The sequence below is a fragment of the Deltaproteobacteria bacterium genome (genome assembly GCA_016709225.1).
Classification (GTDB): Bacteria; Myxococcota_A; Polyangia; order Nannocystales; family Nannocystaceae; genus Xiheibacterium; species Xiheibacterium phototrophicum.
The window spans coordinates 3,216,675-3,230,543 of sequence record JADJEE010000001.1; the positions used below are offsets into that span (position 1 = coordinate 3,216,675).

At 70.7% G+C, this 13,869-nt stretch carries 11 protein-coding genes; 3 read left to right on the forward strand and 8 right to left on the reverse strand.

The window, feature by feature from the left end; translation table 11 throughout:
* Positions 1-63: 63 nt before the first annotated feature.
* The 4 genes from IPH07_13160 to IPH07_13175 all read right to left on the reverse strand — a co-directional run bounded on the left by IPH07_13160 (position 64) and on the right by IPH07_13175 (position 6,494).
* Entirely contained in the window at positions 64-1,815 is a 1,752-nt protein-coding gene (locus IPH07_13160; protein ID MBK6918338.1) for a hypothetical protein, read from the reverse strand.
* A 131-nt stretch (positions 1,816-1,946) separates the two neighbouring features.
* The gene (locus IPH07_13165; GenBank protein ID MBK6918339.1) at positions 1,947-4,607 is read right to left on the reverse strand and encodes a lamin tail domain-containing protein; all 2,661 of its coding nucleotides are present in this window, start codon (positions 4,605-4,607) and stop codon (positions 1,947-1,949) included.
* A gap of 238 nt (positions 4,608-4,845) precedes the next feature.
* Positions 4,846-5,256, reverse strand: a complete 411-nt coding sequence (locus IPH07_13170) for a hypothetical protein (GenBank protein MBK6918340.1) — start codon at positions 5,254-5,256, stop codon at positions 4,846-4,848.
* A 341-nt stretch (positions 5,257-5,597) separates the two neighbouring features.
* Positions 5,598-6,494 carry a hypothetical protein gene (locus tag IPH07_13175; GenBank protein MBK6918341.1) on the reverse strand — a complete coding sequence of 299 codons (897 nt, stop codon included), beginning with the start codon at positions 6,492-6,494 and terminating at the stop codon, positions 5,598-5,600.
* Between the two features lie 308 nt (positions 6,495-6,802).
* Between IPH07_13175 and IPH07_13180 the strand changes: the two genes are divergently transcribed.
* On the forward strand, positions 6,803-7,522 hold the full coding sequence (locus tag IPH07_13180) for a ribonuclease HI (GenBank protein ID MBK6918342.1): 720 nt from the start codon (positions 6,803-6,805) through the stop codon (positions 7,520-7,522).
* An 11-nt stretch (positions 7,523-7,533) separates the two neighbouring features.
* Here the strand turns inward: IPH07_13180 and IPH07_13185 are convergent, their stop codons facing one another.
* From IPH07_13185 to IPH07_13195, 3 genes are read right to left on the reverse strand one after another with little or no spacing between them, the layout of a single operon-like run.
* Positions 7,534-8,427: a polysaccharide deacetylase family protein gene (locus IPH07_13185; protein MBK6918343.1), complete on the reverse strand. Its 894-nt coding sequence runs from the start codon at positions 8,425-8,427 to the stop codon at positions 7,534-7,536.
* Entirely contained in the window at positions 8,424-9,167 is a 744-nt protein-coding gene (locus IPH07_13190; protein MBK6918344.1) for a glycosyltransferase family 2 protein, read from the reverse strand. Before IPH07_13190 ends, IPH07_13185 begins: the two co-directional genes overlap by 4 nt.
* A complete protein-coding gene (locus IPH07_13195; protein ID MBK6918345.1) occupies positions 9,164-10,507 on the reverse strand; it encodes an FAD-dependent oxidoreductase in 1,344 nt (447 codons plus the stop codon). Before IPH07_13195 ends, IPH07_13190 begins: the two co-directional genes overlap by 4 nt.
* 81 nt (positions 10,508-10,588) lie before the next feature.
* Between IPH07_13195 and IPH07_13200 the strand changes: the two genes are divergently transcribed.
* Both IPH07_13200 and IPH07_13205 read left to right on the forward strand, forming a co-directional pair.
* The gene (locus tag IPH07_13200; protein MBK6918346.1) at positions 10,589-11,536 is read left to right on the forward strand and encodes a serine/threonine protein kinase; all 948 of its coding nucleotides are present in this window, start codon (positions 10,589-10,591) and stop codon (positions 11,534-11,536) included.
* On the forward strand, positions 11,533-13,068 hold the full coding sequence (locus IPH07_13205) for a hypothetical protein (GenBank protein MBK6918347.1): 1,536 nt from the start codon (positions 11,533-11,535) through the stop codon (positions 13,066-13,068). Before IPH07_13200 ends, IPH07_13205 begins: the two co-directional genes overlap by 4 nt.
* Here IPH07_13205 and IPH07_13210 read toward each other — a convergent pair.
* Positions 13,052-13,858: a hypothetical protein gene (locus IPH07_13210; GenBank protein ID MBK6918348.1), complete on the reverse strand. Its 807-nt coding sequence runs from the start codon at positions 13,856-13,858 to the stop codon at positions 13,052-13,054. The two genes, IPH07_13205 and IPH07_13210, sit on opposite strands and share 17 nt — an antisense overlap.
* Positions 13,859-13,869: the final 11 nt, after the last annotated feature.

Below are 13,869 nucleotides of genomic sequence, written 5' to 3' on the forward strand. Positions count from 1 at the left end.
AGGGTGCGGAAGAACGCGAAGCGTTCTTCCGGACACCCTGCTCCGTGTCCGGGCCCGCCCCGCTCACGGGATCAGCTCGAGGTCGATCGTCCGCGGGGACACGCCATCCCAGTAGCTTCCCGGGTTCCACTCGTCGACCACCAGCCACAGCTCACCCGACTCCGGCGCGTCGGTCGGCAGCGGATCACCGCCGTCGCCGCTGCTGGTGATCTCGGAGCAATAGTTCGCCTCGCCCGAGGCGTCCTCGCTGCACGCCAGCTCGACCCCTGCGCCCTGCGGATCGGCGTCGAACACCGCGATCGAGCTGTCCTGCGTGTTGACGTTGCAGGTCGTGACGGTGAACGCGGAGTAGCTGCCGAGATCGACCGTCCAAAGCAGCTCGCGGCCGGGCTGCCCACCGAAGCAGCTGCCGATCTCGAAGTCGTCGAGCTGCGGGTGCGCGGGCCCGAGCAGCACGCAGTGGCATAGATCGCCGCCGTTGGGGCCTGAGCCGGCCGTCAGCGTGCAGAAGGTCGGATCGCAGTCGATCAACGTCTCGGTCGGCGAGCACAGCGGGACATCGCACTCGTCGTCGTCACAGTCGACCGCCGCGTCGCCGTCGTCGTCGAACCCGTTGTCGCAGACCTCGGCGTCCAGCAACGGCAACAGCTCGAGATCGATCGTGCGTTGGTGGAGGTTGTCCCAGTAGCTGCCGCTATTCCACTCGTCGATCACGAGGTACAGCGCGTCGCCGGCGGGCGTGGACGTGAGCTGGGCGGGCCCGGCGTCGCCGCTGTCGAGAATTTCGCTGCAGTAGTCGGCCTCGTTCGGCGCATCTTCGCCACAGGCCAGCTCGGTGGCACCGAGCCCCGGATCGCCATCGTAGCTGGCGATCGAGCTGTCATCGGTATGCGCCTCGCAGGTGCTGACCGCGTACGCGAGGTAGCCCGTGGTGTCGTAGACCCACTCGAGATCGCGACCTGGGCTGCCGCCGAAGCAGCTGGCGTCGGCGACATCGTTGCCGGTCGGATGGCGCCCACCGGGGATCAAGCAGCTGCAGAGGTCCCCCCCGTGCGGACCACCGCCGGTCGTGAAGGTGCACAGCACCGGGTCGCAGTCGATCACCGACTCGATCGGCGCGCAGGCTTCGTCGGCCAAGCAGTCCGCATCGGCACAGTCGACCGCGCCGTCGAGATCATCGTCGACGAGGTTGGCGCACGACTCCGGCGGCGCGCAGCCACTCTCGTCGAACGCCGCACAGTCGTCGCTGCAGCCCAGCACGCCGCCGCCATGGCCCAGCGACACGCAGGTGGCATCGCCGACCGCCGCGCCGTCGCAGGTCTCGTCGCCGCCCAGCAGGCCGTCGCCGCACACCGGCCCCTCGGTGCACGCACCGAGGTCGAAGGTGCAGTCGGCCGCGCATGCGAGCGTGCCGCCGCCCTGCCCTTGGGTCACGCAGTCCTGCCCACCGAGCGCGGGGCCGTCGCAGTCTTCGCCGGTGTCGATCGCCTGGTTCCCGCACGTATCCGCGCCGCTCGAGCTGCTGCCACCCTCGGAGCTGCTGGAACCGCTGCCCGTCGAACCGACCTCGCCGCTCGAGCTGCCATCCGTCGTGGTCGTCGACGACGTCGAGCCACCCTCGCTCGAGTCGGCCCCGCTCACGGTCGTGGTCGTCGCTGTCGTCGCCGTGCTCGTGCCCTCGCCGCCGCCCGTGCTCGACGAGCCGCCGCTGTCCTGCACGACCCCGCCGTCGTCGCCGCAGGCCCACGCCAGCACCAGTGTGGCCAGTGGCCATGGTCGAGTACGCGCGCGGACGAGGGGCGGACGTCGCAACATCCCTCGGAACTACCAGCTTTGGCGGCGGCGAGACAACTGCGCCCGCGCGAGGCCGGGTGACGGCCAACGGCGGGCGCTCTGCACCGCCGCGCGCGAGCGAGCGCGCGGCGGGGTTCCTCGACGAGACGGCGTCAGTCGCAGTGCACGCCGAGATCGTCGACGTTCTCGGGCTGCATGTTCGCCGCCAGGATCGGCAACCCGGTCCACTCCACCGAGGGGTCGAAGGCGTCGGCGCCGTTGGGGTCGCCGGCGGTGACGTTGCAGTTGCGTCGCAGGTCCTCGTCGAGGGTGCCGGTGCCGCCGCCGGCCCACTCAGCGCCGGGGTTGAACCCGACCTGCCCGATGACGTCGAGGGTGGTGCCGTCGCACGACAGCGCGAGCGCGTCATTGCCGTTGTAGTTGAGGCTCGCGGTGGTGTCGCACAGCGCCTGCTGCACGAAGCTGCCGTGACAGACCACGAACGCGTCGCCCGGCAGCACCAGACCCGAGAGCGGCAGCGTGGTGGGCACGGCCCCACCGTTGGCGTACAGCAGCACGGAGCACGCCGCCAGGTTCACCGACTGCGCGCTGGGGTTGTAGATCTCCACCGCCTTGTTGTTGCTGGTGCCCTCGTAGTACTCGCTGAAGAACAGCACGTCGGCGTCGCCGGCCGGCGTGGTGGTCATCTGACCGGCGTCGACCGCCGCGTAGCCGTTCGAGCTGCCCGCACCGCCGTCGCAGTACGTGAACGTGGTGCCACCGTCACCGGTGAAGCGGAACGCGTAGTCGTAGCTGCCGGGCAGTGGCAGCGACATGGTCGCGACGTACTCGTCGTTGTTCACGTCGGGGTCGCCGACCCCGACCCAGCCGGCGTTCGGCGTGGCGGCCGTCCAGACCCAGGTGGCGTCGGTCGCGGGATCGCTGCCGTCAGGACCATAGCCGACGTAGCCGATCACGTTGACCGCGGGGTCGTTCACGCTGCTCTGATCCGTCAGCCCGGCGACGTAGAGGCGGCCATAGACATCGACCTGCGCGCCCTCGAGGTCGGTGATCGCGACCGGGAACTGCAGGTTGCAGAAGTCGACGGTGTAGGTCGGCGGCGTGCAAGTGTCGTTGGGGAGGCCCGGGGTCCCGAGGTCACCCATGAAGTACTGCGAGGTCCCGGCGCACCAGTTCGCGCCATCGTCATTGGCGACGGCTGCGGTGCTGCTCGGGTCGACCTGCATCGAGGCCCCGGCGACGTCGGGAAACTCTGCGTCGGTCCACGCGACCCGGTCGACCGAAACGCCGCCGCAGAACAGCTCCAGCTCGTCGTCGCCGTTGCCGAGCGACATGTTGTCGTAGACGAAGTCGGGCGAGAAACCCGGGCCGAGCGAGCGCGCGAAGCTGAAGTACTGGCCCGGTCCGATCACCAGGTCGAGATCGATCACGAACGAGTCGCTGCCGTCGTCCGAGACCTGGCAGTTGACGAGCTGGTAGCTCTCGGTGGCGCTGGGGTTGTGCAGCTCGAACCACTCGCCGCTGGGATCGGCGACCGCGGTCGGGTCCCGCATGATCTCGGTGATCACGACATCGCCGGCGCTGGGCACCGGGAAGTCGGTGCAGGTCGAGTCGTCGGTGGTGCAGGCGTCGGTGCAGGTCAGCACGCCGCCGGTGTGACCCAAGCCGATGCAATCGGTGTTGGCCGCGGCCGCACCGTCGCACTCCTCGCCGGCATCGAGCACGTCGTTGCCACAGAAGTTGCAGCCACTGGTGTCGAAGCCGCAGTCGTTGGCGCACGTCAGCGTGCCGCCGACGAAGCCACCCGGCACGGTGGTGCAGTCGTTGCCGGCCAGGTCCGCGCCGTCGCAGGCCTCGGTGCCCTGGGCGGAGTCGTCGCCGCACAGCGTGCAGCCCGAGATGTCGATCCCGTCGCAGGTCTCGGCGCAGCCGAGGGTGCCGCCGTCGAAGGCGCCCTGATCCGCGCAGGTCAGCCCGCCGAAGTCGCTGCCGTCGCAGACCTCGGCGCCACCCTGCGTGCCGTCGCCGCAGCACGCGGTGAAGTCGAGCAGGCAGCGGTCGGTGCACGTCACCTCGCCGTCGCCGAAGCCCGCGCCCACGCAGTTGGCCTTGCCGAGGTCGGCCCCGTCGCACTCCTCGGTCTCGCCGTTGATGTCGCCGTCGCCACAGCTGTACGCGATGCAGCCGCTCTCGTCGTAGGCGCACGTCGTCGCGCACGCCAGCGTGCCCTCGTCGTAGCCGAGCGACACGCAGGTGGCGTCGCCGAGCTCGGTGCCATCGCAGTCCTCGCCGTCGTCCACGACGCTGTCGCCACAGCTCGAGCAGTTGGCGGTGTCGTAGCCGTCGCAGGTCGCGTTGCAGCCGAGCGTGCCGCCCACGAAGCCCTCGGCCTCGCAGGTGCCGTCGCCGACGTCGTCGCCGTCGCACAGCTCGTCGAGCTCGATGGTGCCGTTGCCACAGATGGCACCCTGGCAGCCATCGGTCATGAACCCGAGGCAATCGGGCGAGCACATCAACGCGCCGCCGAGGAAGCCCTGGTTCTCGCAGGTGTTGCCGCCGAACTCGCTGCCGTCGCAGGCCTCACCGTCATCGATCACACCGTTTCCACACTGGGACCCGGTGGAGTCGCTCGACGCACCGCCGGACGAGTCGGCGGTGGTGATGGTGGTGGGCTCGCCGCTCGAGCTCGCGTCCGTCTCGCTCTCGGAGTCGGTGCCGGAGTTCGAGCTCGCGCTCGCGTCGTCGTCGCCGCAGGCGGTCGACAGCGCCAGGAGGGCCAGCCAATGCAATCGGATCGAGACGAGTCGGGTCATGGCAAAGTCCTTCGCGGACCCGCGATGCGGGGTAGTGCCACCCTTGCGGGTCCGCGGCGCAGCCTATCAACCACGACGTCTCCGTGGTGTGTCGACGCGACGGCGCCACACGCTCGCGAGGCTGCGTCTTCACACGGCGAGCACGCCCAGGTGTCACGCAGCGTGCGACGCGTCGTGACGCCGATGTCCTCCGTCGACGGCGGCGCACGCGTCGATGCGTGCGCCCCCTGCGACGGCTTCAGGCGCCCTTGGCCTGCGCCTTGGCGGCCGCCTTCTTGGCGGCCGGCTTCTTCGCCGGCGGCGCAGCCTTGGCGCCGTCGCGCTTCGCCGCACGCTGCAGGCTGCCGAGCATGTCGACGATGCGCCCGAGCGAGAGGCGGCGCAGCTTGTCGGCGTACTCGTGGTCCTTCGGCTGGCCCTTGAGCTCGACGATCTTCTTCACGATGGCGTCGCGCCCGCCGAGTTCCTTCACGCGCTCACCGAGCGCGACGAGGTGCAGCAGCTTGGCGTTGGACACGTTGCGAAGGCGGCGCTTGTGCGCGTCGGCCTCTTCACCACCGCGGGCCTCGATCAGGCCGATGACGGCGTCGATGAGCTTGGCCTTGTCGCCGTAGCGCTCGTTCACGATCTGTTGGGGAGACTTTCGCATGGTCGACCTCGGTCGTCGCCGCCATCGGGCCCACGCTGGAGCCCGCAGCTACGAGGAAGGTGCGGGGTCGCTCGCGCGACGCCGCGTGGGGTTGGTTCGAAGTTCGGCCGAACCGTTCGGCCGGGCGCGGAGTGTGGCCCACCCCGGCGCGCTTGGGAAGCCCCGTGGATCGGCGGCGGAGGTCGCCCTAGCGCGCCACGCACCCGCGGAATCCCCGACGCGAGAAACGACGAAAGGGCCCCGTTGCGGGGGCCCTTCGTGGGTCCGGGGGCGCTACCCCCGGCGTTCTGCCCGCGCACCCTGCCGGAAGCGGGGCCAGCGAGCGTGCGAGCAGACGCGGACTACTTGCCGACCGTCTCGCTGATCTTCTTCAGGTCGTCGTCGCTGGCCTTGGCCGAGACGGTGACCGCGTTGCCGCTGGCGTCGATCTTGACGCTGTCGACGACCGACTGCGGCACGCCCACGGTGCCGGCCATGCCCTTGACGCCCTCGAACTGCTTCTGCAGCTCATCCTTCTTCTTGGTGGCCTCGTCGGCGCTGGCGAAGCCGACCGACGCGTCGATGGCGATGCCACCCGACAGGTCGAGGCTACCGGCGACGTCCTTCGCACCGTCGGCGGGGCTGCCCTTGATCATGTCCGCGGGCAGGGTGCCGGCGAACCAGATGTGCTTGCCGGTGTTGGCGCGACCGATGGTCTCCTTGAGCGAGCCGTCGAACACGGACTTGCCCTTGCCGTCGATCAGGTCCTTCACGGCGCCCGCCCAGTCCTTGCTGGCGACGACGAGCGAGCCCTCGTTCACGATGTAGCCGACGCCGTCGTCCATCGTGAGGGTCTTCTTGCCGTCCTTCTCCTCGACCGTCCAAGGATCCTTGCCCTGCTTCTCCTTGATCTTGCCTTGGATGCAGGTGAGGTTCTCGTCCTTGCCGATGCCGTCGGCCGAGATGATCACGGCGAACTGCTTCTTGGTGGGATCCGCACCAAAGGCGATGCTCTTCCACTTGTCGGTGCCGAGGTTGCAAGCGGTGGCCGCGTCGACCATCTCCTTGAACTCGCCGGTCTCGATCTTTTCCTTGTTGTCCGCGTAGGCCTTGGAGCCCACGAGTGCCTTGACATCGATGCCGCCGACCATGGTCGCGGCGTCGGGGATGAGCTTGGCCGAGTCGGCACCGCCGCCCTTGCAGGCAGCGACGCCCAGGAGGGCCAGCGTGAAGGTGGTGGTGACGAACGTCCGCTTCATGGGGGACCGTTCTAATCGAGGGGGTTGGGCCGTGCAACTGGAAAGCGTGGGCCCCCGGCGCGCGTTTCCTCGATCCGCCGGCACCCGAGAAGGCTGCAACCGGCGTGATCAAAGACCGTCTCGGGCGGTCCACCGTAGGTTCGTGCGCCGACGCTCGAAATGCGCTCCGGCGGACGTTTTCGACCCCTGTTGGCGCATCCGCGCGAGGGACCTCGGTTCGCGGCCGACCCGCCCGCGTGCGAAACGGTGTTCCCGATCGCGGCCTCCCTGCACCGTGGGCGCGCCAGCCTTGGTAGCCTGACTCCGCCATGCCGTGGAAGAAGTACGACTTCAAGGGACAGGCGGTGTACGTCCGCGTGCTCGCGAGCGGCAAGCCGATCGTCCACCGCGGACGCGTCGAGCTGCGTTACCGCCTCGGGACCGCGAAGTCCTACCGCGCGAGTCCGGAGAACCTCGTCGAGGCCGGCGGCGAGATCGTGTCCGACGAAGAGATGGGTGGCAACGCGCGGGAAACCACTGGAGCCAACGCCGTGCTCCGCGAAACCCCCGCTGCCCCGCCCGAGGACGACGCGATCATCATCTACACCGACGGCGCGTGCTCGGGAAACCCGGGCCCTGCAGGCGTCGGCGTGTTGCTGCAACGGCCCGACGAGGTGCTCGAGCTGTCGGAGTTCATCGGCAGCGGCACCAACAACATCGCAGAGCTGACGGCGATCCTCCGCGGCCTGCAGCACCTGCGCGACGACGAGGCCGATCGCCAGATCCATCTCTACACCGACAGCGGTTGGAGCCTCGGCGTGCTCGTGCAGGGCTGGAAGGCCAAGACCAACCTCGAGCTCATCGCGGAGATCAAAGAGGTCCTGGGCAAGTTCCCCCGTCTCGAGATGCTGAAGATCAAGGGCCACGCCGGGCTCGCCGGCAACGAGGACGCCGACCGCCTCGCGACCATGGCGGTGCGCCGCGAGAGCTCGATGACGCGGACGCGCAAGCGCAACCGCGTCGCCGAGGCCCAGGGGGACGTCGAGTGAACGCGGGCGGATCACACCCGCTCGATCGCATCGCGCAGCGCCACCGCGCCACCGCGGGCCCGCAACCAGCTCGCCAGCCGCTCGCGCCGGATCGCCAGCGGCGTCCGTAGCTCCGGCTGCACGCGCCGTAGCGTCGGCGAGAGTGCGTCGTCGCGCTCGTCGGCGAGGTCGAGACCGTGCAGCTCCAGGTGCACGCGCGCGCTCGCCAGCGACGCCTCGCGCAGCGCCTGTCGCGGCCACCGCGGACCGGCGAGGAGGAAGGTCCCCACCAGCGGCAGCCGCAGCGGACCCATTGCGCTGATCGGTAGCTCGCGCAGCGCGGTGCCGGCGATGTCATGATCCTCGCGCGGGCCCAGGAACGACCCCGCACCGCGGGCCAGCGAGTGGGAGCGCCGCCCCGCGAGGGCGTGCAGCGCCATCGCGCCGAGCTTGGCGAGGTAGTACGTGGGCGACGGCAGCGCGGAGGTGTCGTAGCGATAGCCCAGCGCATCGACGCTCGCGAGCAGCCGCGCGTCGTGGCTGTAGCCCGGCGCGCGGAAGCCGATCGGATCGGCCCCGATCGCGCGCAGGGCCGCGTCGCAACGCGCGAGATCCTCGAGCTGCGCGTGCGCCGACCAACGCGAGAGGTCGTAGGCGTGCGCGTGGCTGTGGTTGCCGAGCTCGTGGCCAGCCGCGAGCGCGGCCCGCAGCACCGCGGCCCCCTGCGGCGACGCCTCGAGCTCGTGACCGATCACGAAGAACGTCGCACGGACGTCGAGCTCGTCGAACAGCGCGAGGAACCGCGGCAGGCACCGCTCGAGCACCATGCCGGCCTCACCCGGCGATGGCGGCGGCAGGCCATGGATCGCGTGGTAGCAGCCGATGCCGTCGAGGTCGACGCTCACCAGCGTGCGACGGCGGCTCACCGCCGTCCGCCCCCGTCGTCACCGCGACCGGCGGGGCCGTGGATCGCGACCATCAAGCGGCCGACGTGTCGCAGCACCTTCGGTACGCGATGCAGCAGCCGGATCGATGGCGCGCGCTTCTCTTCGACGTGCACCGGCACCTCGAGCACGCGCAGGCCCACGCGATGGGCTCGCACGACCAGCTCGCTGGCGAACACATCGTGCTCGACCACGCACGACGCCGCGACGGGTGTCACGACCTCGCGCACGAACGCCTTGAGTCCGTGGGTGTCGGTGCCGCGGAAGCCGACCGTCAGCCGCAGCATGCCGTTGTACACGCGGGTGGCGACGCGGCGACGCCACGGCCGGTGGTCGTGGGCGCCGCGCATGGCCTTGCTGCCGACGACCATGTCGGCCTCGCCGGCGCGCAGCAGCGCCAGCGCACGGGTGTGGAAATCGACGTCGCAGAGATCGATCTCCTCGCAGATCACGAAGCGCCCACGCGCGCGGAAGATCGCCTGTCGAAGCGCGCCGCCGTAGTTGGGCTCGGGGTGGCTGAACATCGACACCTCGGGCAGCCGGGCGTGCAGCTCGGCCCCGAGCGCGACCGTGCGGTCGCGGCTGCCGTTCTCGGCGAGAATGATCTCGAACACGACGCCAGCCTCGCGGAGCTCGCGGTGCAGACCCACGACGCTCGCTTCGAGGATGCTCTCCTCGTTGTAGACCGGGATGACGATCGAGACCTCGGGTTGGTCGTTCACGTGTTCGCCCACGCAGCCGCCTCCATGCCGTCGAGCAGGGCATCTTCCATCGAGCTGTAGACCCACGCGCCGTAGCGACCGCAGCTGCGGATGTCATAGCGCGCGAGCCAAGCGTGGATGGTCGCAGTCGCGCTGGCGTGCGCGTCGTCGAACACCACGTAGGCGTGCTCGACGTCGCGCTGCTCGGCGAAGACCACATCGCTGGGATCAGAGAGCGCGCCGACACCGACCAGCGCCTGCATGACCGCGGGCAAGTCGGGCGCCGCGCGGCGATCGGTCAGCTCGACGTAGAGCGATCCGCAGCCCGGCGGTGCCATCGCCGCCAACGCGTTGCTGAACGAGCCCACGCGGAAGAACGGCAGCTCCGGCGCAGGCACGTAGATCCAGTGCTCCGGCCGCGGCGTCGGCGTGCGGGTCGCGACGTTGAGGTAGCGCCACGCGATCGAGCGCAGCGCGCTGCGGGCCTCGCGGACCTCGCTGGGCACGCCGTCGATGCGATCGATCAAGTCCGGCAGCGGCATGGTCGAGACCAGCTTGCCGTACGCGAGCGAGCGACCATCGCACTCGACCACGCGACGCACCGGATCGATCGCGCCGACCTTCGCACCGACGCGGACGCAGCCCGGTGCGCGCTGCTCGAGCCGGGCGTGCAGTGCGGAGGGCAGCGCGTCGATGCCACCGGCACGGGGATAGAGGAAGCGCGCGTTGTAGCCGAGCCCCTCCTGCGCGAGCCCGATCGCACCGGCGATGATCTGCGCGGGCTCCGGCACGGGGATGTAGCGCGTGACCCAGCCGCTATCGAGCCGATCGGGCGCCACGCCCCACAGCTTGGTGTTGTACGGCACGAAGAAGTGGCGCGCGATGCCGGCCCCGAAGCGATGCTCCGCAAAGCGCTGCAGCGTGGCCCCGGGTGGCAACGGCTCGCGGTCGCGATGGGCTTCGAACAGCCCCACCAGGCACTCGTGCACGATCTCGAGCGGCAGGCCGTAGAGGTTGGCCTGGAACGGGTACGGCAGCATCACGCCGTGGCTGTGCACGCCGGTGCGTCGTTCGATCTCGACGAGATCTCCCAGGGGGAACAGCTGCTCGACCAGCGCGCGTGCCCTCGGATCACGCAGGTGCAGCCAGTGCCCGGTGATGTCGAACGTGAAGCCGTCGCGGCGATCGCTGCTGGCCTTGCCGCCGCTGCGCGACGCCGACTCGAGCACGAAGCTCGGGTGTCGGGAGTGATAGGCGGTCGAGAGCCCGGTGAGGCCCGCACCGAGCACCACCAGCGGCGTCACCGTCGCTGCTGCCGCAGTGCCATGCGCCGGGCCACCCACCGGGTCGCGATCGTCCACTGGCTCCACCCTACCCCAGTTCGCGCGTCGACCGGACGCGATGGACAGCCGACGGCCGCCCATTGCACACTCCGTACACGCATGCAGCTGCAACACCTCGGCAGGTACCGCCTCGTCGCGCCGCTGGGAGTGGAGCAGCGCGGCAACCAGGTCTTCCTCGCGTACCACGAGGACGAGCCAGCGACCGCCGAGGCCACGTATCTCGTGAAGCTGCTCGAGCCTGGCCGTGGCGCCGAGGGTGACGCGCGGCGCGCTCGCTTCGAGCACGAGAGCCGCCTGCTGCGCGCGCTGAACCACCCCTCGATCCCCACCGTGCACGCCGCGGGCGAACAGGACGGGGTCCCGTACATCGTGATGGACCGCGTCGACGGCATCGATCTCGCGAGCCTGTGCGGTCTCGCGGGCGGCGAGAGCACCGGCGCCCCGCTCGACCGCGAGCTCGCCGTCTACGTGCTCGCGCAGATCGTCGACGCGGTGCGCCACCTCCACGAGCTGGAGATCGAAGACGGCGGCGAGATCGTCTCGCTGGCCGCTGTCCACCGCGACCTCTCGCCCCGCAACGTGCTGTGCTCGCGCAGCGGCGACGTGGTGCTGTGGAACTTCGGCGCCGCGCGCAGCCGCTGGCTCGCCCCCGAGCACGACGATCGCTTCGCCGGCGATGTCGCCTACTGGGCGCCCGAGCGCCTCGACGGCGTCGCCGACGCCAAGAGCGACCTCTTCGGCCTGGCGGTCATGCTGTGGGAGCTGCTCCGCGGCCAGCGTTGCCTGGCCGGCGCCGATGCGGCCGCGACCCGCGACGCACTCGCGCGCTTCGACATCTCGCAGCCGGCGCGGCGCGTGCCGGGGCTCTCGCCCAAGCTCGGCGAGGTGCTCCGCAAGAACCTCGATCGCGATCCGGCACGTCGCTACGACGACGCCTATCAGATGCTGCAGCGGCTGGCGCAGGCCCCCGAAGCGCAGGCCGCCGAGCGCGCGCGCGAGGCCCTCGCGGCCCGCGTGATCGCGAAGGCCGGCCCCGCGGCGTCGTGAGTGCGAGCGGGCCCAGCGACGACACCGGCGAGTTCGCCGTGCGAGACCTGCTCGCACCGCTCTCGCGGCACCGCGCCACGGTGCTCAAGCTCGCGCTGCTGCTCGTCGGCACCTACGCGTACTTCGTGCCGGCACCGGCGTGGAACCAGAACTCGCGCTTCGCACTGACCCGCGCGTTGGTCGAGCGCGGCTCCACGATCATCGATCCCGATCACGAGACCACCGGCGACAAGAGCTACCGCGACGGCCACTTCTACTGCGACAAGGCCCCGGGCACGTCGCTGGCCGCGACGGTGCCGTACGCGATCGCGTTCGCGCTGCGGGTGGTGGCCGGCGGCGAGGCCCCGGGCGCCAGCGTGATCCCGCAGGATCCCCGCGAAGCGACGGCCGGACGCCGCCCCACCCTCGCGCAGCGACAGCCGGGGGATCGCGTGGTCTACAACCGCAGCCATCGACTCGCGCTGTGGTTCGCGAGCGTCGGCAGCGTCGGTCTGCTGGCGGTGATGGGCGCACTCGCGGCGTGGGCCCTGGCCTACCGGGCCAGTGGCGAGCGCGTGCGGGTCGCCAACGCATGCGCGCTGACGCTGGCGCTCGCGACCCCGGCGCTGCCCTACGCGACCGCGTTGTACGGCCACGAGGCTTGCGGCGCGCTGCTGCTCGTCGCAACCGCCGCACTGCTGCTGACCCCCGTGCGTCGCGCCTCGCTCGGCATCGCGATCGTCATCGGTTGCGCGCTCGGCTTCGCGGTCACCACCGAGTACACCGCAGCGCCGGTGGCGGTCGTCGCCGCGGCGTGGTGGTGGTGGCGTCAGGGCCTGCGCAGCGCGGGATGGCTCGCGGTCGGGGCACTGCCGTGGGTGGTCGTGCTCGCCACGTACCACACGGTCGCGTTCGGTAGCCCGTGGTCGACCGGCTACGACTGGGTCTACCTGCCGGAGTTCGCAGCCGGCATGCAGGTCCGCTACGGCATCGCGGGCCCGCGGCCGGTGGTGTTGCTCGAGATCCTCTTCGGCAGCTATCGCGGCCTGTTCTACGTGGCGCCGGTGCTGCTGCTGGCGGCATGGGGGTTGTTCGCGCGCGGTGGTCCCCACGAGCGACTCGGCCGCGGCGCGACGGCGTTCGCGGCCGCGACCGCCGCGTACTACCTGCTGCTCAACGCCGGCTATTACATGTGGGACGGTGGCGCCGCGATCGGCCCTCGCCACGTGGTGCCCATGCTCGGTCTGCTGGCGCTGGGCCTGGTGCCGGCGGCGATGCAGCTACCCCACGCCTTCGCCACGCTCGCGCTCGTGAGTGCGGGGCAGATGTTGCTCGCGACCGCAGCGATGCCCGAGGCGCCACAGTTCGGCAACCCGCTGTGGGAGTTCGCGCTCGGCCACGTGCTGCACCGCGAGGCCAGCACGGACGCGCTCGCCAGCAACCTCGGGCTGCTGCTCGGGCTGCCCGGCGTGTGGAGCTTGTTGCCGCTGCTGGCGCTGTGGGCGTGGGGCGCGACGTTGGTGCGCCCCGACGCGATCAGAAGCGGTGCGTGAGCGAGAGACCGCCGCCGCTGCGATCGAACGTCGCCGCCACGCTGGTGTTGCTGCGCTCGCGCTTGCGCAACACCATCATGCGCGCCACGCCACCCACCAACGCGCCGACGCCGACGCCGAGCAGCACACCGCCGCCGATCTGCAGCCCGCGCAGCTTGCCGATGCGCTCGTCGTAGGCGCCGTAGTTCGGTGCTTTGTCGACCCACGACCACGAGCCGGCGAGCAGCCCCACGCCGCCGGCGATCGCGATGCCACCCACCACCATCAAGGAGATCGCCGCCGGGTCTCGATTCCATGCCTTGGGCTTGCGCTCGCGGCGGGGCTTCGCGGGGGCGGTGTCCGGCGGCGGCACCTCGGGCTCGGTCGCCGCCGGTGGCGGATCGGCGGGGTCGTCGGTCGGCGTGGTGTCGTCGACCGGCGGCAGTGGATCGTCGGCGGCGAGCGCCTCGGCACAGCTGACGATGCCGTCGCGCGCAGCATCGGCCGACAGCTCGGGCGGGTTGGTCGCCATGTAGCGCTTGTAGAGCTTCACGGCGGCCGCACAGCGCCCGCGTTTGCGCTCGGCCTGCGCCCACGTGTAGAGGAACGCGGGATCGTCCTGCTTCGCGTAGCCCTTGCGGTACTCGTCGACGGCGGTGTCGAAGTCACCCTTGGCGAAGGCCGCGTTGCCCCGCTCGAGGTGCGCCTTGGCCTCGGCATCGGTCGGCATCGCGTGGACCGGTGACGCCGCCACCGCGAGCGTCCACGCCACCGCCCACGCCGTCCATCGCGCGCCGCTTTGGGCACGCACGCGCGACGACT

What these genes read in the sequence shown, in the direction of transcription:
- IPH07_13160 (MBK6918338.1), bottom strand. Translation starts at nt 1,815, where the DNA reads ATGTTGCGACGTCCGCCCCTCGTCCGCGCGCGTACTCGACCATGGCCA.
- IPH07_13165 (MBK6918339.1), bottom strand. Translation starts at nt 4,607, where the DNA reads ATGACCCGACTCGTCTCGATCCGATTGCATTGGCTGGCCCTCCTGGCG.
- IPH07_13170 (MBK6918340.1), bottom strand. Translation starts at nt 5,256, where the DNA reads ATGCGAAAGTCTCCCCAACAGATCGTGAACGAGCGCTACGGCGACAAG.
- IPH07_13175 (MBK6918341.1), bottom strand. Translation starts at nt 6,494, where the DNA reads ATGAAGCGGACGTTCGTCACCACCACCTTCACGCTGGCCCTCCTGGGC.
- IPH07_13180 (MBK6918342.1), top strand. Translation starts at nt 6,803, where the DNA reads ATGCCGTGGAAGAAGTACGACTTCAAGGGACAGGCGGTGTACGTCCGC.
- IPH07_13200 (MBK6918346.1), top strand. Translation starts at nt 10,589, where the DNA reads ATGCAGCTGCAACACCTCGGCAGGTACCGCCTCGTCGCGCCGCTGGGA.